Origin of the sequence: Streptomyces sp. NPDC087215 (assembly GCF_044744885.1) — a bacterium.
In the GTDB taxonomy this organism is placed as follows: domain Bacteria; phylum Actinomycetota; class Actinomycetes; order Streptomycetales; family Streptomycetaceae; genus Streptomyces.
This window is the reverse complement of record NZ_JBIUZD010000013.1, coordinates 168,509-189,944: the sequence shown is the minus strand read 5'-3', so window position 1 is coordinate 189,944 and position 21,436 is coordinate 168,509. Positions and strand designations below refer to the sequence as shown.

Annotated in this window: 15 protein-coding genes; 5 read left to right on the top strand and 10 right to left on the bottom strand. The window is 72.2% G+C overall.

Annotation, left to right across the window (positions count from 1 at the left end):
• Positions 1-24: 24 nt before the first annotated feature.
• Positions 25-1,128, bottom strand: a complete 1,104-nt coding sequence (gene dnaN / locus ACIO92_RS27490) for a DNA polymerase III subunit beta (protein ID WP_366446284.1) — start codon at positions 1,126-1,128, stop codon at positions 25-27.
• A gap of 219 nt (positions 1,129-1,347) precedes the next feature.
• Between dnaN and ACIO92_RS27485 the strand changes: the two genes are divergently transcribed.
• The gene (locus ACIO92_RS27485) at positions 1,348-2,499 is read left to right on the top strand and encodes a serine hydrolase domain-containing protein (RefSeq protein WP_366446283.1); all 1,152 of its coding nucleotides are present in this window, start codon (positions 1,348-1,350) and stop codon (positions 2,497-2,499) included.
• A 354-nt stretch (positions 2,500-2,853) separates the two neighbouring features.
• On the opposite strand, the gene ACIO92_RS27480 is transcribed toward ACIO92_RS27485, so the two are convergent.
• Positions 2,854-3,462, bottom strand: coding sequence for a YceI family protein (locus ACIO92_RS27480; RefSeq protein ID WP_402283529.1), 609 nt, complete (start codon positions 3,460-3,462; stop codon positions 2,854-2,856).
• Between the two features lie 275 nt (positions 3,463-3,737).
• On the opposite strand from ACIO92_RS27480, the gene ACIO92_RS27475 reads away from it, so the two are divergent.
• The 4 genes from ACIO92_RS27475 (at position 3,738) to ACIO92_RS27460 (ending at position 10,323) form a co-directional block, all read left to right on the top strand.
• The gene (locus tag ACIO92_RS27475; protein WP_366446281.1) at positions 3,738-4,247 is read left to right on the top strand and encodes a hypothetical protein; all 510 of its coding nucleotides are present in this window, start codon (positions 3,738-3,740) and stop codon (positions 4,245-4,247) included.
• 126 nt (positions 4,248-4,373) lie between these two features.
• Positions 4,374-8,231, top strand: coding sequence for an endo-alpha-N-acetylgalactosaminidase family protein (locus ACIO92_RS27470; protein WP_402283527.1), 3,858 nt, complete (start codon positions 4,374-4,376; stop codon positions 8,229-8,231).
• 290 nt (positions 8,232-8,521) lie between these two features.
• Positions 8,522-10,105, top strand: a complete 1,584-nt coding sequence (locus tag ACIO92_RS27465) for an acyl-CoA carboxylase subunit beta (RefSeq protein WP_401243269.1) — start codon at positions 8,522-8,524, stop codon at positions 10,103-10,105.
• A gap of 14 nt (positions 10,106-10,119) precedes the next feature.
• Positions 10,120-10,323 carry an acyl-CoA carboxylase subunit epsilon gene (locus ACIO92_RS27460; protein WP_366446278.1) on the top strand — a complete coding sequence of 68 codons (204 nt, stop codon included), beginning with the start codon at positions 10,120-10,122 and terminating at the stop codon, positions 10,321-10,323.
• 172 nt (positions 10,324-10,495) lie between these two features.
• On the opposite strand, the gene ACIO92_RS27455 is transcribed toward ACIO92_RS27460, so the two are convergent.
• The 8 genes from ACIO92_RS27455 to ACIO92_RS27420 form a co-directional block, all read right to left on the bottom strand.
• Complete coding sequence (locus tag ACIO92_RS27455) at positions 10,496-11,077, bottom strand: GTP-binding protein (protein WP_402283524.1); 582 nt, start codon at positions 11,075-11,077, stop codon at positions 10,496-10,498.
• Positions 11,058-11,615: a DUF742 domain-containing protein gene (locus ACIO92_RS27450; protein ID WP_366446468.1), complete on the bottom strand. Its 558-nt coding sequence runs from the start codon at positions 11,613-11,615 to the stop codon at positions 11,058-11,060. The genes ACIO92_RS27455 and ACIO92_RS27450 overlap by 20 nt, the downstream gene beginning before the upstream one ends.
• 110 nt (positions 11,616-11,725) lie before the next feature.
• Complete coding sequence (locus ACIO92_RS27445) at positions 11,726-12,139, bottom strand: roadblock/LC7 domain-containing protein (protein WP_056644956.1); 414 nt, start codon at positions 12,137-12,139, stop codon at positions 11,726-11,728.
• 7 nt (positions 12,140-12,146) lie between these two features.
• Positions 12,147-15,443, bottom strand: coding sequence for a nitrate- and nitrite sensing domain-containing protein (locus ACIO92_RS27440; RefSeq protein WP_402283522.1), 3,297 nt, complete (start codon positions 15,441-15,443; stop codon positions 12,147-12,149).
• 339 nt (positions 15,444-15,782) lie between these two features.
• On the bottom strand, positions 15,783-16,364 hold the full coding sequence (locus tag ACIO92_RS27435; protein WP_402283520.1) for a GTP-binding protein: 582 nt from the start codon (positions 16,362-16,364) through the stop codon (positions 15,783-15,785).
• Positions 16,345-16,749: a DUF742 domain-containing protein gene (locus ACIO92_RS27430; protein WP_017235980.1), complete on the bottom strand. Its 405-nt coding sequence runs from the start codon at positions 16,747-16,749 to the stop codon at positions 16,345-16,347. The genes ACIO92_RS27435 and ACIO92_RS27430 overlap by 20 nt, the downstream gene beginning before the upstream one ends.
• A 158-nt stretch (positions 16,750-16,907) precedes the next feature.
• A complete protein-coding gene (locus ACIO92_RS27425; protein WP_030496942.1) occupies positions 16,908-17,321 on the bottom strand; it encodes a roadblock/LC7 domain-containing protein in 414 nt (137 codons plus the stop codon).
• Between the two features lie 9 nt (positions 17,322-17,330).
• Entirely contained in the window at positions 17,331-21,431 is a 4,101-nt protein-coding gene (locus ACIO92_RS27420) for a nitrate- and nitrite sensing domain-containing protein (protein WP_402283518.1), read from the bottom strand.
• Between the last annotated feature and the right edge of the window lie 5 nt (positions 21,432-21,436).

The following is a 21,436-nucleotide window of genomic DNA, read 5'->3' as shown; positions in this document are numbered from 1 at the left end:
GGCCCAGCGGCTCCGGGGCGCCGCTCAGACCAGCGGTTTCACCGACATCAGGAGGTGGCGGTGGGTGGGGGTCGGGCCGTTGGTGAGGAGGGCTCGTTGGCCGGGGCCCAGGAGGTGGAAGTGGACCTCCTCGGTGTCCAGGGTGGTCAGGGCGTCCAGCAGGTAGCCCGGGTTGAAGGCCACCGTCAGGTCCTCGTGGCCGGTGAAGACGGCCGGGAGACGCTGGGAGGCCACGTCGTCCTCGTAGCCCGCCCGGAGCGCGACCGACGTGGGGGTGAAGGTCAGCTGGACCGGGCTGTCGCCCTCGGCGACGACCGCGACCCTCCTGACCGCCTCGGTGAGCGGGATCCGTCCGGTGGTGGCGAGGGCGGGGCCGTCCAGGGCGAAGAGCTTGTCGTGGCGCGGCAGCCGTCCGTCGAGCAGCCGGGTCGTGGTGCGCAGCCCGGCGCTCTCGAAGCCGATCGAGCCCTCGTCGAGGGCCAGCCTCGCGGGGCCGCCGCCCGCGAGGGAGCGGGCGATCTCGGTCAGCCGCCGGGCCGGGACGACCACATCGGTCCCGGCGGCGGGCGCGCCGGGTCCCGGCCGCCACTCCAGGGTGCGGACGGCGTACCGGTAGCGGTCGGTGGCGGCCAGCGTCATGACCGGGCCGTCCAGCGCGAGCCGTATCCCGGTCAGGACCGGCAGCGAGTCGTCCCGGCCCGCCGCCACCGCGACCTGACCGACCGCGGCGGCGAAGGCGTCTCCGTCGACCGCCCCGCGCACCTCGGGCAGCGCGGGCGGGGCGGGGTGGTCCTCCAGCGGCAGCAGGGAGAGCCCGAAGCGGGCGTCGCCGGACGTCACGGACAGCCGCGAGCCCTCCACGGCCAGCTCCGCCCGCCCCCGGGGGAGCACCTTGCAGATGTCGAGCAGCCGCCGCCCGAGGACCAGGGCCCGCCCCTCGACGCCGGTGTCGGCCACCACCTCGATCCGGGCCGAGGCCTCGTGGTCGAGGCCCGATACCCGCAGCCGTCCGTCCGCCGCCTCCAGGAGCAGCCCGCCGAGCACGGGCAGGGGAGAACGGGCCGGGAGGACGCGCGCGGCCCAGGCCACGGCATCGGTCAACACACCGCTGTCGATACGGAATTCCATGCCGCCGACGCTATCCGCCACCACTGACAATGCCGCTGGCCACACCGCTGGACTGCGGATACGTCCTCGTCCAGCCGGTTCGGCCGGTCGGCCGGGTGTTCCGGGACGATTCCGGGACGCCGATCCGGGAAGAGGCGCCCGCCCTTGATCGTTCCACCTCTCACAGGCACGCGCAGACGCGCCGACGCGCAGACGACGACGTACAGGGGGAGCAGTGTGATGACCGACGTCCACGGCACGGTCGAGCCCGGATTCGAGTCCGTACGGGAGGAGTTCGCCACGGTCGTGGCGGACGAGGCGCGGGACGGCGGCGCCCAGCTCGCCGTCCACCACCGGGGCCGCCTCGTGGTGGACCTGTGGGGCGGGGACGGGGTGGAAGGCGACTCGCTCCTCGCGCTCTACTCCTCCTCCAAGGGCGCGATGGCCCTGGTCACCGCCCTCCTCGTCCAGGACGGCACGCTCGAACTCGACCGCGAGGTCGCCTCCTGGTGGCCGGAGTTCGCCGCCGGGGGCAAGGAGGCGCTGACCCTGCGCCAGCTGCTCGCCCACCGGTCCGGCGTGATCGGCGCCGAGGAGGGCCTCACCCTCGACGAACTGGCCGACGACCGGCTGATCGCCGCGCGCCTCGCCGGCCGACGGCCCGCCTGGGAGCCGGGCGCGGGCCACGGCTACCACGCCCTCGTGATCGGCGCCCTCGTCGGCGAGGTGGTCCTGCGGGCCACCGGACGGACCCTGCGGGATCTGTTCGAGGAGCGCGTCCGGGCGCCGTACGCCCTGGACTACTACCTGGGGCTGCCCGAGGCGCTCGAACCCCGCTTCCGTACGGCCCTGCCCGCCCTGCTCACCCCTGCCGAGCAGGCGTTCCTCGCGGAGCACCCGATCGACCCGGACAGCCTGGCGGCCCTCGCGTTCAACGTCCGGGCCGATCCGTCGTTCGACATCGTCGCCTACGGGAACTCCCGTAGGGTCCGGGAGCTGGGGCCGCTCTCGGGCGGTGGTGTCGGCTCCGCGCGCGGTCTGTCCCGGATGTACGCGGCGGTCGCCGGTGAACTCGACGGGCGCGGTCCGCTCCTGAAGCCGGACGTCCTGGCCGAGTTCGCCCGGGTCCACTCCTCCGGTACGGATCTGGTGACGGGCAACGACAACGCCTTCGGTCTCGGGTTCGTCCCGCTCGCCGCGCGCTACCCGGAGCTCGGCCCCACCGCCGTCGGCCACAGCGGAGCGCCCGGCTCGCAGGCGTTCGCGGACCCGGCGTCCGGTCTCGCGTACAGCTACACCCGGCGCCGCTTCGCCTTCGCCGGGGGGCCCGGCGCCCCCGAGAACGCCCGGCTGGTCACGGCGGTCGCCACGGCGGCGGCCACCCGGGACTGACGGGAGGGAACCGCCTCGGGCCGGTCCCGTCAGGAAGCCGCCGTCCCCGGAGCCTCAGGGGCCGCCGACCCCGGAACTCTCCCACCACCCGGGCCGGAGCCCCCAGCCACCCAGCCCCCCCAGGACCCAGGGAACGCCGAGCGCCCGCCTTCCGCTGCTGCGGAGGGCGGGCGCGCTCGTACGGGGAATCGGCGACGGGTCCAGCCGGGACGACCGGGGGCGGCCGGGACGACCGGGTGATCAAGGCGGTCGGAGTCCGGTCTGGGTCAGGTCTGGGTCCGGTCTTGATCCGGTCGGAGTCCGGCCGGGACCGCCGGACCGGCCTGGTCCGGTCCGGGTGCCGGATCCTCCCGGTCAGCCGCCGTTCTTGATCGCGGAGATGTCGAAGTTCAGCTTGACCTTGTCGCTGACCATCACACCGCCGGTCTCCAGGGCCGCGTTCCAGGTCAGGCCCCAGGCGGAGCGCAGGATCTCGGCGGAGCCCTCGAAGCCGACGCGCTCGTTGCCGTAGACGTCGGTGGCGGAGCCGTTGAACTCCAGGTCGATCGAGAGCGGCTTGGTGACGTCCTTGATCGTCAGGTCGCCGGTGATCCGGTACCTGTCGCCGCCGAGCTGCTCGGCGGTCGTCGAGCGGAAGGTCATCAGCGGGAACTGCTCGGCGTCGAAGAAGTCGCCGCTCCGCAGGTGGCCGTCGCGGTCTCCGATGCCGGTGTCGACGGAGGCGATCCGCACGTCGATCGAGGCGGTGGAGGCGCCGGGGTCCGCACCGTCCAGCTTCAGCGAGCCCTCGTGCTCGGCGAAGGTGCCCCGGACGTTGGTGACCATCGCGTGCCGGACGGTGAAACCGATGCTGCTGTGCGCCGGGTCGATCGTGTAGTCGCCGGTCAGGGCGGCGAGCGCCGGGTCCACGGGGAGGGTGGCGGTGGCGGTGGACTCGTTGCTCTTGCGGTTGAAGAGACCCATGACTGACTGCTCCTTGATCGGTGTTCCGGTGCCGATCGGGTCGGCGCTTGTCGGACTCGCTTGTTGAACCTTCAACGAGAATGACTGTAGCTCCATCCCGTTCAACTTTCAACATCCCGGGACGCGGTTCACCCGAAAGGGGGTGCCCGGGACCCCTTCCGGACGCGCGTAGAGCTGCGGCACCATCTCCCTGCGGCCCCCGCCCGGCGAGGGCCCCGGCACCACCTGCACCGCCGTCCCCAGCCGTCACGGTCACCAGCAGGAGGCACATTCCGATGAAGCTCCGCTCCGTCCTCACCGCCCTCGGCCTCGTCCTCGGCGCGCTCTTCGCGCCCGGCGTCGGCGTCCTCGCCGCCACGGGCGAGGCCCACGCGGCCGACAAGATCAGTCACGCCACCGCGACCTCGATGTTCAGCTCCTCGGGGATCACCTGGTCCTCCTCGGGCAACTGCTCCAACCGGAACGTCGCCACCTGTACGTCCTTCGACCAGCTCAACCTGGCCACCGCCCAGGGCGCCCAGACCCTCAGGAGCGCCAGCGGCTGCGCCCTCAACATCACCGGCGGCACCGAGACCGGCCACGCCAGCGGCACGTACTCCCACTGGAACGGCTACAAGCTCGACTTCGGCAAGGCCACCTGCGTCACCAACTACGTGAAGAACACCTTCAGCTACATCGGGGTGCGCGCCGACGGAGCCCCGCAGTGGAAGTCCGGCGCGGGCAACGTCTACGCCGACGAGGGCAACCACTGGGACGTGACCTTCTACAACTGCGGCGGCTGCTGACCCGCTCCGCCCGAGTCGCCTCCTCCGGAAGCCACTTGGACTAACCGACGGGGATGCTTGGACTGGCGGCCTCCGCTCGGCACCATCTCGTTGACGGTGCCGCGCGGGCGGGGCCAACTAGAGCGCATGTCCCTCCCCCACTCGCGAAGAGTCCGTGCGGCCTGCGCGCTCGCCACCGCCTCGTCCGCCGTGTTCGCCCTGGCCGGGCCCGCCCTCGCGGAGGGTCCGGCCGGCCCGGTCCCGGCCGCCGGGGCCGTCACGGCGGCCACCCCCGTCCTCACCTCGTCCCGGCTCTCCGTCGCCGTCGCCGAGGACTTCCCCCGCGTCCTGTCGTACACCGACCGCGCGACCGGCGCCCGGCTCCTCGGCAGTACGGCCCCGGTGACCCGGATCGTCCTCAACGGCACCGCCCGCGAGGTCCGCGCCAAGGCCGCCCCCGTCCTGCGGGCCTCCTCCGCCACGTACACCCTGACCTTCCCCGAGCTGCCGGGCGTCGAGATCGACGCGCGCCTGAGCGTCGAGGGACGGACCACCACCTTCCGGGTCACCGCCGTCCGCGACACCGAGGCCTTCCGGGTCGGCACCCTCGACATACCCGGCCACGACCTGGTCTCCGTGGGCTCCTCGGACGCCGGGGCGGCCACCGCCTTCACCCGGCTCGACCCCGACTCCACCCGGACCGCCGACGTCTTCGCGCAGGTCACCGAGGGGACCGCCGCCGACACCGCCCCGGTCGGCGCGAGCTACGCGATCGTCAGCACCGGCCGCCTCGCCGCCGCCGTCGAGTCCAACTCCAGCTACGACAAGCCCACCGGAGCCTCCGCCCGCGACGGCGCCCGCTTCTGGCACCAGGCCCGCAGGACCGGCACCGAGACCCGTGTCGGCGTCTGGTCCGGCCAGTGGACCTACCGGGGCGAAGGCGCCCCGAAGCCCGCGACCGGAGACGGCCTGCCCTGGGCGAAGGTCGTCGTCACCCCCGACGCCAACGGCGACGGCGCCACCGACTGGCAGGACGGCGCCGTCGCCTTCCGGACCATCGGCACCAAGGCCCCCGGCAGCGACCGGACCCCGGACCGGGTCGTCGCCCACATCCCGTTCAACTTCGCCTCGCAGGCCACCCACCCCTTCCTGCGCACCCTCGACGACGTCAAGCGGATCTCGCTCGCCACCGACGGCCTCGGCCAGTTCGCCCTGCTCAAGGGGTACGGCTCCGAGGGCCACGACTCCGCCCACCCGGACTACGGCGGCAACTACAACAAGCGCGCCGGTGGCCTGAAGGACCTCAACACCCTCCTCAGGAAGGGCCGCGAGTGGGGCGCGGACTTCGGGGTCCACGTCAACGCCACCGAGTCGTACCCCGAGGCGAAGAACTTCAGCGAGACCCTCGTCGACAAGACCAAGCCCGGCTGGAACTGGCTCAACCAGAGCTACTACATCGACCAGCGCCGCGACCTCAACAGCGGCGACCTCGCCCGCCGCTTCCAGCAGTTGCGCGCCGAGACCGACCGCAACCTCTCCACCCTCTACATCGACGTCTACTACACCCACGGGTGGATCGCCGACGAGACCGTGCGGGCCGTCCAGGCGCAGGGCTGGAACATCGCCACCGAGTGGTCCGAGAAGTTCGAACGGGCCTCCCTCTGGTCCCACTGGGCCAACGACCTCGACTACGGCGGCGCCACCAACAAGGGCCTCAACTCGCAGATCGTCCGCTTCATCCGCAACGGCGAGAAGGACGTCTGGAACAACCACCCGGTCCTCGGCCAGACCGCCCTCGTCGACTTCGAGGGCTGGACCGGCGAGACCGACTGGAACGCCTTCACCGCCAACATCTGGCAGCGCAACCTGCCCGCCAAGTACCTCCAGCAGCAGAAGATCACCCGCTGGAACGGCGACGACATCACCTTCACCGGAGACGTCCGCGGCACCGTGGAGGACGGCAGGCGTACCTTCTACGACCACGGCCGCAAGGTCCTCGACGGCGACGCCTACCTGCTCCCCTGGGACGAGGGCGAGAAGCTCTACCACTACAACAAGACCGGTGGCACGAGCAGTTGGGCCGTCCCCGAGGGCCCCCGCTCGTACACGGTCTACCGGCTCACCGACAACGGGCGCGTGAAGACCGGCACCGTCCGGCCCACCGCCGGGAAGATCACCCTCGACGCCGTCGCCGGACAGCCCTACGTCCTCTACCCGGACCGCGCCCCGGCGCAGCCCGCGCCCCGCTGGGGCCAGGGCGCCCCCGTCGCGGACCCCGGCTTCAACGACGCCGGACTCACCGCCTGGACCAGGACCGGCACCGTCACCCGCGACACCGACGCCGAGGGCCGCAACAGCGCGAAGCTCTCCGGCGCCGCCGCCGCGTCCCTCGGCCAGCGGATCACCCGGCTCACCCCCGGCGCCCGCTACACCGCCTCCGCCCTGATCGAGGTCGCCCCCGGCGCCACCCGCCCCACCACCCTCTCCGTCGGCGGCCGCTCCGTCACCGTCGAACGCTCCGCGCTCCAGGACCGGGTCGCCGCCTCCGACTGGAACGGCACCCGCTTCCAGCGCGCCAAGGTCACCTTCACCGCACCCCGGGGCGGCAGCACCCCGCTGCGGATCGAGGCCGCGGGCGGCAGCGCCGCCACCGTCCGCGTCGACGACGTCCGGATCGTCGCCAACGACCCCGCCACCAAGCCGGGAACCCTCGTGTACGAGGACTTCGAGGCCGTCGACCAGGGCTGGGGCCCCTTCCTCAAGGGCGACTCCGGCGGCACCACCGACCCGCGCACCCACATCGCCCAGCTGAACGCCCCGTACACCCAGGCGGGCTGGAACGGAAAGCCGACCGACGACGTCCTCGGCGGCGCCGAGAGCCTCAAGTCCCACGACGAGAACAGCGGACTCGTCTACCGCACCGCCCCCTGGACCGTGCCCATGAAGGACGGCCACCGCTACCGCGTCGAGTACGCCTACCAGTCCAGCCACGCGGGCGCCTACGAGTGGATCACCGGCTACGACCGCGCCGACGGCACCCCGGTCGAGACCCGCAGGACCCCGCTCGGACGGCAGCGCACCGACGCGCGGTTCTCCGAGACCGTCACCGCGGGCTGCGGCGACACCTGGACCGGCCTGCGCAAGCGCGCCGACGCACCCGACGGCGCCGACTTCGTCCTCGACGACTTCACCGTCACCGACCTCGGACCGGCCCCCGAACGCGCCGCCTGCGGCACGCTCACCGTCACCGCGCCCGAGACCCTGGAGCCCGGCCGCCCGAACCGGATCACCGCCACCTTCGGCAACGACGAGACGGGCGCCGTCGCCGACGCCACCGCCACCCTCGCCCTGCCCGCCGGGTGGACCGCCGAACCGGCCGCACCGGTCGTCCTCGGCACCGTCCCGGCAGGCGGGAGGACCACCGCGACCTGGCAGGTGACACCGCCCGTGGACGCCGCCTACCAGCCCTACCCGCTGACCGCCTCCCTCACCTACACCCTCGGCGGGGACGGGCGCGGGCTCACCGCCGCCACCACCGTCCGAACCCTGCCCCCGCCGCCCACCGCCGACACCTGGGCCAGCGACCACGACTGGACCTCCGCCACCAACGGCTGGGGCCCCGTCGAGCGCGACCTCTCCAACGGAGAGACCGGCACCGGCGACGGCTCCCCGCTGCGGATCGGGGGAGTGACCTACGCCAAGGGCCTGGGCAGCCACGCCCCCGCCACGGTCCGCTACTACCTGGGCGGCCGCTGCACCTCCCTCACCGCCGAGGTCGGCGTCGACGACGTCCAGACCAGCCGGGGCAGCGTCCGGTTCACGGTCCTCGCGGACGGTACGGAGAAGGCCAAGTCCCCGGTCCTGCGGGCCACGGACCCGGCCCGGTCCCTGACCGCCGACGTCACCGGAGCCTCCTACGTGGACCTGGTGGCCGACGACGGCGGAGACGGCAACGGCAACGACCACGCGGACTGGGGGAACGCCCGCTTCCACTGCGGCGGCTGACCGGCCCCGGACGGCCCCGGGTCCGGACCCCCGGACCCGGGCCCTCCGTCCGGGCCCCCGGCCCCGCCCCGCGCACCCGCCGACGGATCACGCCGGGTGCGCGGGGCACCACTCGTAGTGGCGCCCCGCTTCACCGGGCGATTATGGGAACCCTACAAATGCGAGGGGTGCTCGACTGTTGACTCGGACCGGGAACGGGGTAGTTCTGTCCAGCCCCACCAGGATTCGACACAGGAGACTGTACGGACTCGACGGCGGAGATTTCTTGTCCGGCTTCGTAGGGTCGAGACATGACCGTTGTGGACCAGATCCCGAGCGAGCCCGTTGACGCCCGAGGCCGGGTGGCCGAACTGCGTGTCCTGCGCGAGCAGGCACTGGCGGGGCCGAGCGAGCGAGCGACCGAGGCGCAGCACGCGAAGGGCAAGCTGACCGCGCGCGAGCGCATCGAGCTGCTCGTCGACCCGGGCTCCTTCAACGAGGTCGAGCAGCTGCGCAGGCACCGCGCGCAGGGCTTCGGACTGGAGGCCAAGAAGCCGTACACCGACGGTGTCATCACCGGCTGGGGCACGGTGGAGGGCCGGACGGTCTTCGTCTACGCGCACGACTTCCGCATCTTCGGCGGCGCCCTCGGCGAGGCCCACGCCACGAAGATCCACAAGATCATGGACATGGCCATCGCGGCCGGTGCCCCGCTGGTCTCCCTGAACGACGGCGCGGGCGCCCGTATCCAGGAGGGCGTCTCCGCCCTCGCCGGGTACGGCGGCATCTTCCAGCGCAACACCCGGGCCTCGGGCGTCATCCCGCAGATCTCCGTGATGCTCGGCCCCTGCGCGGGCGGCGCGGCCTACAGCCCGGCGCTCACGGACTTCGTGTTCATGGTCCGCGAGACCTCGCAGATGTTCATCACCGGTCCCGACGTCGTCAAGGCGGTCACCGGCGAGGAGATCACCCAGAACGGACTCGGCGGCGCCGACGTCCACGCGGGCGTCTCCGGCGTCTCCCACTTCGCCTACGACGACGAGGAGACCTGCATCGCGGAGGTCCGCTACCTCCTGTCGATGCTTCCCCAGAACAACCGCGAGAACCCCCCGGCCGTCGTCGGCGAGGACCCGGCCGACCGCCGTTCCGAGGTCCTCCTCGACCTGGTGCCCGCCGACGGCAACCGCCCGTACGACATGCACAAGGTCATCGAGGAGCTCGTCGACGACGGCGACTACCTGGAGATCCACGAGCGCTGGGCCCGCAACATCATCTGTGCCCTCGCCCGCCTCGACGGGCAGGTCGTCGGCCTCGTCGCCAACCAGCCGCAGACCCTGGCCGGAGTCCTGGACATCGAGGCCTCCGAGAAGGCGGCCCGCTTCGTACAGATGTGCGACGCGTTCAACATCCCGATCATCACCCTTCTGGACGTACCCGGCTTCCTTCCCGGCGTCGACCAGGAGCACGGTGGAATCATCAGGCACGGCGCGAAGCTGCTCTACGCGTACTGCAACGCGACCGTCCCCCGGATCTCGCTCATCCTGCGCAAGGCGTACGGCGGTGCTTACATCGTCATGGACTCCCAGTCCATCGGTGCCGACCTGACGTACGCCTGGCCCACCAACGAGATCGCGGTCATGGGTGCGGAGGGCGCCGCCAACGTGATCTTCCGCAAGCAGATCGCCGAGGCGGAGGACCCCGAGGCCATGCGGATGCGCATGGTCAAGGAGTACAAGGCCGAGCTGATGCACCCGTACTACGCGGCGGAACGCGGCCTCGTCGACGACGTCATCGACCCGGCCGACACCCGCCAGGTGCTCATCAGGTCCCTCTCGATGCTGCGGACCAAGCACGCCGACCTGCCGTCCCGCAAGCACGGCAACCCGCCTCAGTAGGAGGAGTCATCCACGTGAGCACCCCTGCCAACCTTCTCCGTGTCGAGAAGGGCCAAGCCGACCCCGAGGAGCTCGCCGCGATCACCGCGGTGCTGCTCGCCCGCGCCGCCACCCGCGCCGACGAGACCCCCGACGGGGGCCACCGCGACCGCACCGCGGCCGGCTGGCGCCGTCTGGAGCGCGAGCCCGGCTTCCGCGCCCCGCACAGCTGGCGCTGACCGTACGGACCCGTTCACGGGCCGTACGGACCCCGTACGACGAAGGGCCGGGCCCCGGTGACCACCGGGACCCGGCCCTTTCGCGTGCCGTCCGGCCCGGGAGGCACGAGGAACGCCGAAGGCCGCGTCCCCCGGGCGGGGGAACGCGGCCTTCGGCGCGTCGGGGACGGCGTTACCGCAGTCGTGCCATGAGGGCGTGTTCGACGAGGGTGATGAGGGCGCTCTTGGCGTCGCCGCGGTGGCGGGCGTCGGTGGTGATGATGGGGGTGTCGGGGCCGATCTGGAGGGCTTCGCGTACTTCTTCGGGTTGGTAGGGCTGGTTTCCGTCGAAGCCGTTGAGGGCGATGACGAAGGGGAGGCCGCTGTTCTCGAAGTAGTCGACGGCGGGGAAGCAGTCGGCGAGGCGTCGGGTGTCGACGAGGACGACGGCGCCGATGGCGCCGCGGACGAGGTCGTCCCACATGAACCAGAAGCGGTCCTGTCCGGGGGTGCCGAAGAGGTAGAGGATGAGGTCCTGGTCGAGGGTGATGCGGCCGAAGTCCATGGCGACGGTGGTGGTGGTTTTGTCGCCGGTGTGGGTGAGGTCGTCGATGCCCGCGGAGGCGGAGGTCATGACGGCTTCGGTGCGCAGGGGGTTGATCTCCGAGACCGCGCCGACGAACGTGGTTTTGCCCACGCCGAATCCGCCCGCCACCACGATCTTCGCGCTGGTGGTTGAACGGGCCGCGCCGCCGCTAGAGCTTGCGAAGTCCACTGAGCACCCTTTCGAGCAGTGTCACGTCTGGCTGACCGCCGGCGGCTTCGTCGCCGCCCGGCTGGTGGATGGCGACGAGGCCGGCCTCCGCCAGGTCGGCTACGAGGATCCGGGCGACGCCGAGGGGAATGGAGAGGAGGGCCGAGATCTCGGCGATCGACTTGATCTCGAAACACAACCGGCAGATCCGCTGGTGCTCGGGCAACTGGCCCTGCAGCCGGGACGGATCGGCCGTCGTACTGACCAGCGCCTCGATGGCGAGCTGGTAACGCGGCCGGGTCCGGCCGCCGGTCATGGCGTACGGACGGACGAGCGGATTGTGTCCGCCGGAACCGCCCGGGGAACCGTAGCCGCCCGAGGACGCGCGCGAGGAGCCGTACGCGCCCGTGGACGGGGCCGGGGACTGCCGATGGGGCTGCGAGGTGGCAGGTCTGCTCGGCGTGGAGGGGAAGTTGTACCGGTTGCGCGCGGGGTCGCCCAGGGGCGTCTGGTACGCGTCATAACCGTTGTAGGGGTTCGAGCCCGGTGGTGTACCCACGTCTCCTCCTCCGACTGCCTCGCGGTCCATGTCCCTTGGAGCCGCGCCACCGCACCCTACGGGGCGGTGGCGCGGAACGCACTGTCTGTCTGTTGTTTGAGAAGAGTTCCCTAGTTGAGGAGGCTTCCCTGGAGCTCCGCCCGGAGGTCGGGCGTCAGCACGGTGCCCGCCCGGTCCACCAGGAGGGCCATCTCGTAGCCCACGAGACCGATGTCGGCCTCGGGGTGGGCGAGGACGGCCAGCGAGGAGCCGTCCGAGACCGACATGATGAAGAGGAAGCCGCGCTCCATCTCCACCACCGTCTGGTTGACCGCACCCCCCTCGAAGATCCGGGACGCGCCCGCGGTCAGCGAGGTCAGTCCGGACGCGACGGCCGCCAGCTGGTCGGCGCGGTCCCGGGGAAAGCCCTCGGACATCGCCAGCAGGAGTCCGTCGGCGGAGACCACCACCGTGTGGGACACCCCGGGGGTGTTGTCCACGAAGTTGGTGATCAACCAGTTCAGATTCTGCGCCGCCTGGCTCATGCTCACACTAACGCTCCTGGTTGTAGGTGCTGCTGGGGCCGAGGCCCGATCCGTTCGTGTCCGATCCCGCGTTGCGCCCCTGCTGGACGCCCCGGCGCAGGTTGCTCAACCTGCCCCGCACGTCCTCGGGTGCGCGGGAGACCTGGGGGCCGCCCTGCGGGGTCTGTTCGGCCTTGCCCTCGACCAGGTTGGCCTTCGGGACCCGGCGGGGGAGACCGGACGCGGTGACCCCGCCCGCCTTCGGCTCCTTGAGCTTTCCGGCCCGCTGCCAGCGCTCGTCGTTCGTCGACCGCCATGTGTCGGAACCTTCGGCCTCCGGCTGCTGTTCCCGCACCGGCTGCGTGGGCTCGGTCCGCTGCGGTGCCCGCTGCTGCGCCGTCCCCTGGTCCTGCGGGGCGGCACTGCCGCGGCGCGGCAGACCGGCGTCGGTCAGCTGGTGACCTGCGTCCGGGGCGGCACTCGGGGTCGGACCCGGACGGTCGAAGCCTACGCGGTCGGGGGCCTGTTCGGCAGCGCCCGGAGCAGATTCCGATTCCGTTCCGTACGTCTGCGGCCAGCTGTTTCCGTAGCTGTTCCGATCCGGCCACTCACCCTGGTGGGGCTGAGGATCGAACGCGTTGCCGTACTGCTGGTGTTCGGTTTGCGGGGCCGCGTACGAACCTTCCGGATGGCCCTGCGGCGGGAAGCCCTCGTGACCCTGCTGCGGATAGCCGAAACCATCCTGCTGGGGAAGGCCCGCCGGGTACTCCTGGCCGTACCCCGGCGGCTGCGCGTACCCCTGCTGCGGGTACGGCTCCGCCGGGTACTCCGGGGTCTGCTGCGGCTGCCCGTACTCCTGGGCCGGGGCCTGCTGCCCGTGCTCCTGGACCGGTGCCTGCTGGCCGAATCCCTGAGCCGGGGCCTGCTCTCCCCGCTCCCGCGCCACCGGCGCGGTCTCGTCGCGGAAGAGCGGCTGTCCGCCGCCCGGCCGGGCCCCCGGGCCGCCGCGCCGCCCGCCGCGCTGCGGCGCGGGCCCTGCCGGGTGCTCCTCGGCGGCGGGCAGCTGCTCGTACCGCGAGTCGTCGAAGCCGAGGTCCGCGGCGGTCAGCACCGGCTGCTGCCGCGTCGGCGCGGCCTCGAAGCCGCCCCGCTGCTCCGGCATGATCTGGGAGACCGTGAAGTCGTCCTGGAGCGGCTGCTCGCCGCCACCGCCGTGCGTGATCGCGTCCGGGAGCATGACCAGCGAGGTCGTGCCCGCCTGCTCGCCCGAGGGGCGGAGCTGGACGCGGATGCCGTGCCGGTCGGCGAGCCGGCCGACCACGAAGAGGCCCATGCGCTGCGAGACGGCCGCGTCGACGGTGGGCGGGTTGGCCAGCTTGTGGTTGATGTCCGCGAAGTCCTCGGCGGTGAGCCCGATGCCCTTGTCGTGGATCTCGACCATCACCCGGCCGTCGGGGAGCCGGGTCGCGGTGACCCGGACCTTGGTCTGCGGGGAGGAGAACGTGGTGGCGTTCTCGAGGAGCTCGGCGAGCAGGTGCACGAGGTCGGTCACGGCCTGGCCGTGGATCTCGGCCTCCGGTACGCCCGCCAGCTCGATGCGCTCGTACTGCTCCACCTCGGAGGAGGCCGCCCGCATGACGTCCACCAGCGGGACCGGCTGGTCCCAGCGGCGGCCCGGGTCCTCGCCCGCGAGGACGAGGAGGTTCTCGCCGTTGCGGCGCATACGGGTCGCCAGGTGGTCCAGCTTGAAGAGGTTCGCCAGCTGGTCCGGGTCGGCCTCGTTGTTCTCCAGGCCGGTGATGAGGGTCAGCTGGCCCTCGATCAGCGACTGGTTGCGGCGCGAGAGGTTGGTGAAGATCGCGTTGACGTTGCCCCGGAGCATGGCCTGCTCGGCGGCGAGCCGGACGGCCTCGCGGTGGACCTGGTCGAAGGCGCGGGCGACCTCGCCGATCTCGTCCCGCGAGTCGATCGGGATGGGCTGCACCCGGGTGTCGACCCGGCCCGGTTCGGCACGGGAGAGCTGGTCGACCAGCATCGGCAGGCGCTGCTCGGCGATCCCGAAGGCGGCGGTGCGCAGCGCGCGCATCGAGTGGCTCATCTGGCGGGCCATCATCCCGGCCAGCACGAAGGCGGCGAGCAGGGCGACGACGACGATGCCGCCGTTGACCCAGGCGTCCCGCTTGGCGTCGCCGGAGATCCTGGCGGCCTCGGCCACGGCCTTGTCGACGAGGGCCTTCTCGACCTCGGAGTAGCCCGCGAACCTGGCGCCCGCGACGGCGGCCCAGACCTCGGGGGTGATCCCCTTGGACTTCAGGGCGGCGAGGGCGTCGGGGTCCTTGGCGCTGCCGATCGCGGCGGTGAGGCCGGAGTAGACGGAGCCGTCCTTGCCCTTGGGCGGCTCGACGTCGGAGGAGGGCAGCTGCTTGGCGCTCTCGGTGGCCTTGGCGGCCATGGTCCTCTTCAGCAGCTCGACGTCCTCGGGCGCACCACCGGAGGAGAACTCGCCGAGGGCGATCTGCTCCAGGTAGTTGTACGAGTTGAACGCCACGGACTGCTGGGCGAAGACGGCTTCCTCGCGGCTCGGCCGGACCAGGAGCTGGGTGCCGATGGAACGCTGGAGCGACTCGGCGCCCTTGGCGAGCTGGACGGCGTAGACGCTGCGGCCGTAGGCGGTGACGTTGCCGGTGCCGAGCCCCAGTTCGTTGGAGAACTCGGTGAGGTAGTGCTGGACGCCGGTGTAGCCGAGCTGGGTGTTCACCGGGTCGAGGGAGCGGGTGTACGCGATCTTGCGGAGCGCGTCGAGCTTGGGCTCCTCGTCCTTGAAGAGGCGCAGCCGCCGCTCCAGGCCCTGGCCCGGGGGGAGGTCCTCGACGGCCTGGTCGAAGGCGATGCGGGCGGCGTCGGTCGCCGCGTACGCCTTCCGTACCTGCTCGCTCTTGAGGCCCTCGGGGGGCGGCGAGGCCAGCAGGGGAGCGGCGGTGAGGTCACGCTCGTTCAGGAGGGCGGTGCTGTAGTCGGAGGCGGCCCGCACGACGAGCGCGGTCCGCTCGGCCTCCCGGGCCTCCTGCCAGGTGTCGACGGACCCCTTGACCTGGAAGCCGCCCATGACGAGGCCGACGAGCACGGGTATGAGCAGGATCGCGTTCAGACGGGTGGGCACCCGCCAGTTGCGGGGCGAGAGCTTGCTGGAGCTTCCCGTACCGACGGCGGCCGCGGCGGGCGGGGGCGTGACGGGCACGTCCACGGGCGACACGGCGGCGCGCGACGGCGGCGTGAAGTTGCCCCGCGTCTCCTGCTCCGCGGAGCTTTCCTTGCTTCGCCTCACTCGACCAACAACCTCTCGGCGTCGGCACCTACGTTGTGCCGGTGTTTCGTTCAGGGCCGTACTACTCGGGAGTTCATGAATTGCAGCACGTGAAGGGGTTTCGTTCCAAACAGTGGGAAGCGGGCCCCCGCCACGGCCGAGGCCTGACATAAAACGGGCATAAAGAGCGAGCCCCGCCAAAAGGCGGGGCTCAGGTGAGCACAGCGACACCGATCGGATGCGTCGGGTGTCCGAGGCGCCCCAATTCTCTGTCGAAACGTTATGAACAGCCGGGCGGCCGTGTCGAAGGACACAGACCGCCCATGACGGGGGCATGGGACAACCGTCCGGTCCGTCCTGTCACTTGAGTCGTGCCATGAGGGCGTGTTCGACGAGGGTGATGAGGGCGCTCTTGGCGTCGCCGCGGTGGCGGGCGTCGGTGGTGATGATGGGGGTGTCGGGGCCGATCTGGAGGGCTTCGCGTACTTCTTCGGGTTGGTAGGGCTGGTTTCCGTCGAAGCCGTTGAGGGCGATGACGAAGGGGAGGCCGCTGTTCTCGAAGTAGTCGACGGCGGGGAAGCAGTCGGCGAGGCGTCGGGTGTCGACGAGGACGACGGCGCCGATGGCGCCGCGGACGAGGTCGTCCCACATGAACCAGAAGCGGTCCTGTCCGGGGGTGCCGAAGAGGTAGAGGATGAGGTCCTGGTCGAGGGTGATGCGGCCGAAGTCCATGGCGACTGTGGTGGTGGTTTTGTCGCCGGTGTGGGTGAGGTCGTCGATGCCCGCGGAGGCGGAGGTCATGACGGCTTCGGTGCGCAGGGGGTTGATCTCCGAGACCGCGCCGACGAACGTGGTTTTGCCCACGCCGAATCCGCCCGCCACCACGATCTTCGCGCTGGTGGTTGAACGGGCCGCGCCGCCGCTAGAGCTTGCGAAGTCCACTGAGCACCCTTTCGAGCAGTGTCACGTCCGGCGTACCGCCGGTCTCTCCGTTGCCCGGCTGGTGGATCGCCACCATGCCGGCCTCCGCCAGGTCGGCTACGAGGATTCGGGCGACGCCGAGCGGCATCGACAGGAGCGCCGACACCTCGGCCACCGACTTGACCTCACGGCACAGGTGGCAGATCCGCTGGTGCTCGGGGAGCAGCGTCGCGAGGTGTGCCGGATCGGCCGTGGTGCTGACCAGTGCCTCGATGGCGAGCTGGTAACGCGGCCGGGTCCGGCCACCGGTCATCGCGTACGGACGTACCAGCGGCTGGTCGCCCTCGTGTCCGTACTCGTCGACTGAGGCGCCGTACGGATCGTGAGAGGCGGGGGGCGGGGTCATGAATCCTCCGGGCGTGACAGCAAACTTCTGCCGTCTGATGGGGCCGGTGGGGGGCCGGACGGGGCGGCCGGACGGTGAACGGTGCCAAAGGGCGGTACGGAGGGGCGTACCGCCCGGTCGTGCGGTCGTGCGGTGGGGCTTGGTCCGGAGACGGCCCGTCAGTGCAGCAGGCTGCCCTGGAGCTCCGCACGGAGATCCGGGGTGAGGACGCTGCCGGCCCGGTCGACCAGCAGCGCCATCTCGTAGCCCACGAGGCCGATGTCGCACTCGGGGTGGGCGAGCACGGCCAGCGAGGATCCGTCGGAGACCGACATGAGGAAGAGGAAGCCGCGCTCCATCTCCACCACCGTCTGGGCGACGGGGCCCCCCTCGAAGATCCGGGACGCGCCCGCGGTCAGCGAGGTCAGTCCGGACGCGACCGCCGCCAGCTGGTCGGCGCGGTCGCGGGGGAATCCTTCGGACATGGCCAGCAGGAGTCCGTCGGCGGAGACCACCACCGTGTGGGACACCCCGGGGGTGTTGTCCACGAAGTTGGTGATCAACCAGTTCAGATTCTGCGCCGCCTGGCTCATCGCGTTCAACTAACGCTCCTGCTGGTGGTTCGGACCGGAGGGGTTGCCACCCGTGGTCGGGTTGCCCGCCTGACGGCCCTGCTGGATCCCGCGGCGCAGATTGGTGAGCCGGCCGCGGACGTCGTCGGGTGCACGCGAGACCTGGGGGCCGGCGGTGTGCGCCTGCTCCTGTGCGGTCCCGGGTACGAGGTTGGCCTTCGGCACGCGCCGGGGAAGACCGGAGGTGGTGACGCCGCCGGCCGCGGGCTTGCGCACCCGCTCGGCCTGGCGCACCAGCTCGTCGTTGGGCGAGGTCCGCCAGGCGGCCCCGCCGTTCTGGCGGCCGTCGGCGGCCGGATCGCCCGGACGGCCCGCGGGGGCGGGCGGCTGCGCGGCGACCGGGGGCTGCCCGGTGCGCGTCGCGTCCGGGGCCTGCGCCTGCCGCTGGGCCTGCTCCTGCTGCTGGAACCAGTTGGTCTCCAGCGTGTCGTAGAGCGGGGTGCGGCCGTCGCCCGTGCCACCGGCCGGCGGCAGGGCCTCCGGCCGTCGCGGCTGCTGGAGCTGCGGCTGACGCGGCTCCAGCGGCTGCTCGCCGACCGGGCGCGGGGCGCCGAAGTCACCGGCGGGCCGCTGACGCGGGGCCGGAGGCTGCTGCTGGCCACCCTGCTGCTGCGCCTGCGGCACGTAGGGCTGCTGGCCGAACTGCTGCTGGCCGCCCTGCTGGTACGGCTGCGGTGCCTGCGGCTGCTGGGCCCGCTGCGGGAGTCCCTGCTGCTGGGGTGCCTGGGCGCCGAAGTCGGGCTGCGCGAACTGGCCGGTGGAGGCGGGATCCTGCGGAGCGTCGAACTCCGGGCGGGCGAACTGGCCGGTGGCGGCCGGGTTCTGCGGGGCGCCGAAGTCGGGGCGCGGGAACTGGCCGGTGGAGCCGGGACCCTGCGGAGCACCGAAGTCGGGGCGCGGGAACTGGCCGGTGGAGCCGGGACCCTGCGGGGCGCCGAAGTCCGGACGCGGGAACTGCGCGGTCTCCGCCGGGTCCTGGACACCCTGGTACGGCTGCGGTGCCTGCGGCTGCTGGGCCCGCTGCGGGAGTCCCTGCTGCTGCGGTGCCTGGGCGCCGAAGTCGGGGTACGGGAACTGGCCGGTGGAGGCGGGATCCTGGGGCGCGTCCGGGCGGGCGAACTGGCCGGTGGCGGCCGGGTTCTGCGGGGCGCCGAAGTCGGGGCGCGGGAACTGGCCGGTGGAGCCGGGACCCTGCGGAGCACCGAAGAGACCCGTGGTCTCGGGCTCCTCGTGGCCGCGCGGGGCGTCCAGCGGGCTCATCTCCTGCTGCGGACGCCGGACCGGCGGCTGCGCCGGGTCGTCGCCCCAGCTCGCGGCCTGCGGGCGCGGCTGCTGCGGGTTGCCGCCGGGCAGCTCGGCGCGCGGGAACTCGTACCCGCCGGGCTGGTTCCCCTGCTGCGACTGGGGCTGCTGGGGCTGCTGGGGGACGGCCGGTGCCTGGTGGGCGCGGTTGCCCTGGTTCCCCTGGTTGCCCCACACGTCGGTGCGGGACGGGATGGCGCTCGCGGCGCCGCCGATGAGGCCGCCGCCGGGGCGCATCGTGTCGACCCCCGGGACCTGCGGGCCCTGGGGTGCCTGCGGGCCCTGGGGGACCTGCGGCAGCTGACCGGTCTGGTCGAGCTGGGCGTTCTGCGGCTGCGGGGCGTGCTGCGGGCCGCCGGGGAGGGGGGAGCCGTCGCGGGCGGGCAGCGCGGGGCGGGGAGCGCCCGTACCGACCTGACCGCGGGCCGCCGCGGCGCCCGAGGCGAGCCGGCCGGCCGCCGAGGACGCGCCGCCCTGGCCGGGCCGTGCGCCGCCGGGGCCACCGGGACCCGCGGGGAGACGGCCGCCGGGGGCGGTACCGGGCGGCATCGCGCCCTGGCCGCCCGGCTTGGGCATCGGCTTCTTGTTGCCCTGGGCGACGTCCACCGGGAGCATGACGAGCGCGGTGGTGCCGCCCGAGTCGGACGGACGCAGCTGGATGCGGATGCCGTGTCGCAGGGACAGGCGGCCGACCACGAACAGACCCATGCGGCGGGAGACGGAGACGTCCACGGTGGGCGGCGAGGCGAGCCGCTCGTTGATCGCCGCCAGGTCCTCGGGCGAGAGGCCGATGCCGGTGTCGTGGATCTCGACGAGCACCCGGCCGTCGGGCAGCGCGTGACCGGTGACCCGGACCTTGGTCTGCGGGGAGGAGAACGAGGTGGCGTTCTCGAGGAGCTCGGCGAGCAGGTGCACGAGGTCGTTGACGACCCGGCCGGCGACCTCGGTCGCGGGGACCGAGGACAGCTCGATGCGCTCGTACTGCTCCACCTCGGAGGCGGCGGCGCGCAGGACGTCGACCAGCGGGACCGGACGGGTCCAGCGGCGGCCCGGCTCCTCACCGGCGAGGACGAGGAGGTTCTCGCCGTTCCGGCGCATACGGGTGGCGAGGTGGTCGAGCTTGAAGAGCGAGGACAGCTGGTCCGGGTCGGCCTCGCGGGACTCCAGTTCGGAGATGAGCGAGAGCTGACGCTGGATGAGGCCCTGGGAGCGGCGCGAGAGGTTGGTGAACATCGCGTTGACGTTGCCCCGGAGGAGGGCCTGCTCGGCGGCGAGGCGGACGGCCTCGCGGTGCACGTCGTCGAAGGCCGCGGCCACCTGGCCGATCTCGTCCCGGGAGTGCACACCGACGGACTCGACGGAGGTGTCGACGTCCTGCGGGTCGGACTCCGAGAGCTGCTTGACCAGCTCGGGCAGGCGTTCCTGGGCGACCTTGGTGGCGGTGTCCTGGAGGCGGCGCAGCGAGCGGATCATGGACCGGGCCACGACGAAGGCGCCGATGAGCGAGACGCCGAGGACGATGAGGATCAGCGCACCGTTGACGATGGCCTCGCGCTGCGACTCCTGCCGCAGCTCACGGGCCATGGTCTCCATGTCGCCGAGCAGACCGCGCTCGATGCGGTTCATGGCGGCGATCTTGGTGCCGTACTCGTCGGTGAAGTTCAGGTGGCCGCGCTTGGCGCCGGACTGCATCGCCTCGTCGGACTTCAGCACGCGCTCGGCGTACTTCTCGGCGGCCAGGATCGAGGGGTTGCCGCTGTTCAGGGAGGCGGTCAGCTCGTTGGCGTCGCCGCCGGTCGACTCGTAGATCGCCTGGAAGGACTTGAGCTCGACGCCCTCGGAGTTGAGCGCGGCCTCGCCGTAGAGGCGGTCGCCCTGCTGGAGCTTCCCGGTGGTCTTGTCGCCCTGCGGGAGCGCACCGGCGATGATCGCCTGCTGGATGGAGGCGTACTCCTTGGCGGACGAGAACGCGGCGAGCGCCCGGGTCCGCTTGATCATGTCGGGGTTGCTGGTCGCCTGCGCCATGTCCTGCGACAGGCTGAGCAGCGAGCGGACGAGACGGCTGTACGCCTCGACCGTCACCGAGTGCGAGACGCCCTTGGAGTAGGCGTTGCCGCGGATCGTGTTGAGCTGGATGACCTGCGAGGCGATCTGGCTGACGTTCTGGCGGATGCTGCGCAGCGCCTCGTCGCCCTCGGTGGCCGGGATGTCCTCGGTCGCCTCGAGGAACGCCTTGTACTCGCGGTCGGTCTTCCGGCGGTTGTTGGCGACCTGGTAGTCGCTGACGGGGCGGCTGTTGGCCAGCGGCCCCGCGGAGAGGTCGCGCTCGGCCTGGAGGGCCTGCGCGAGGTCGGTCGCCTCACGGGTCAGCTTGGTGAGCAGCTGCATGTGGTCGAGCTGCTCCATGTCCTTGAGCGACTCGTTGATGCGGATGCCGCCCAGGGAGGTCGCGGCGACCACGGGGAGGGTGAGCAGGGCGACCAGACGCGTGGAGATGCGCCAGTTGCGCAGGGCTATTCGCGGGCCGACCTCGTTCTCGGCGCGGGGCTTGACGGGCACCTCGGCGGACTCGGCGGGGGCGGCACCGGCGTGGGGGCGCCTGCCCGCGTCACCGGCGTCGCCGGACGGGCCCTGGCCCTGCTTCGGGGTGCGCGGGGCCGAGGGACCGCGGTCGGTCCCGGCGCGCGGTTCCTGCTCCGCCGGAGCATCCGCGCGGCCCTGACGGGCCTGGGCAGACCCGGAGCCATCCCTCTTGAAACGTCCCTGCACTAGCG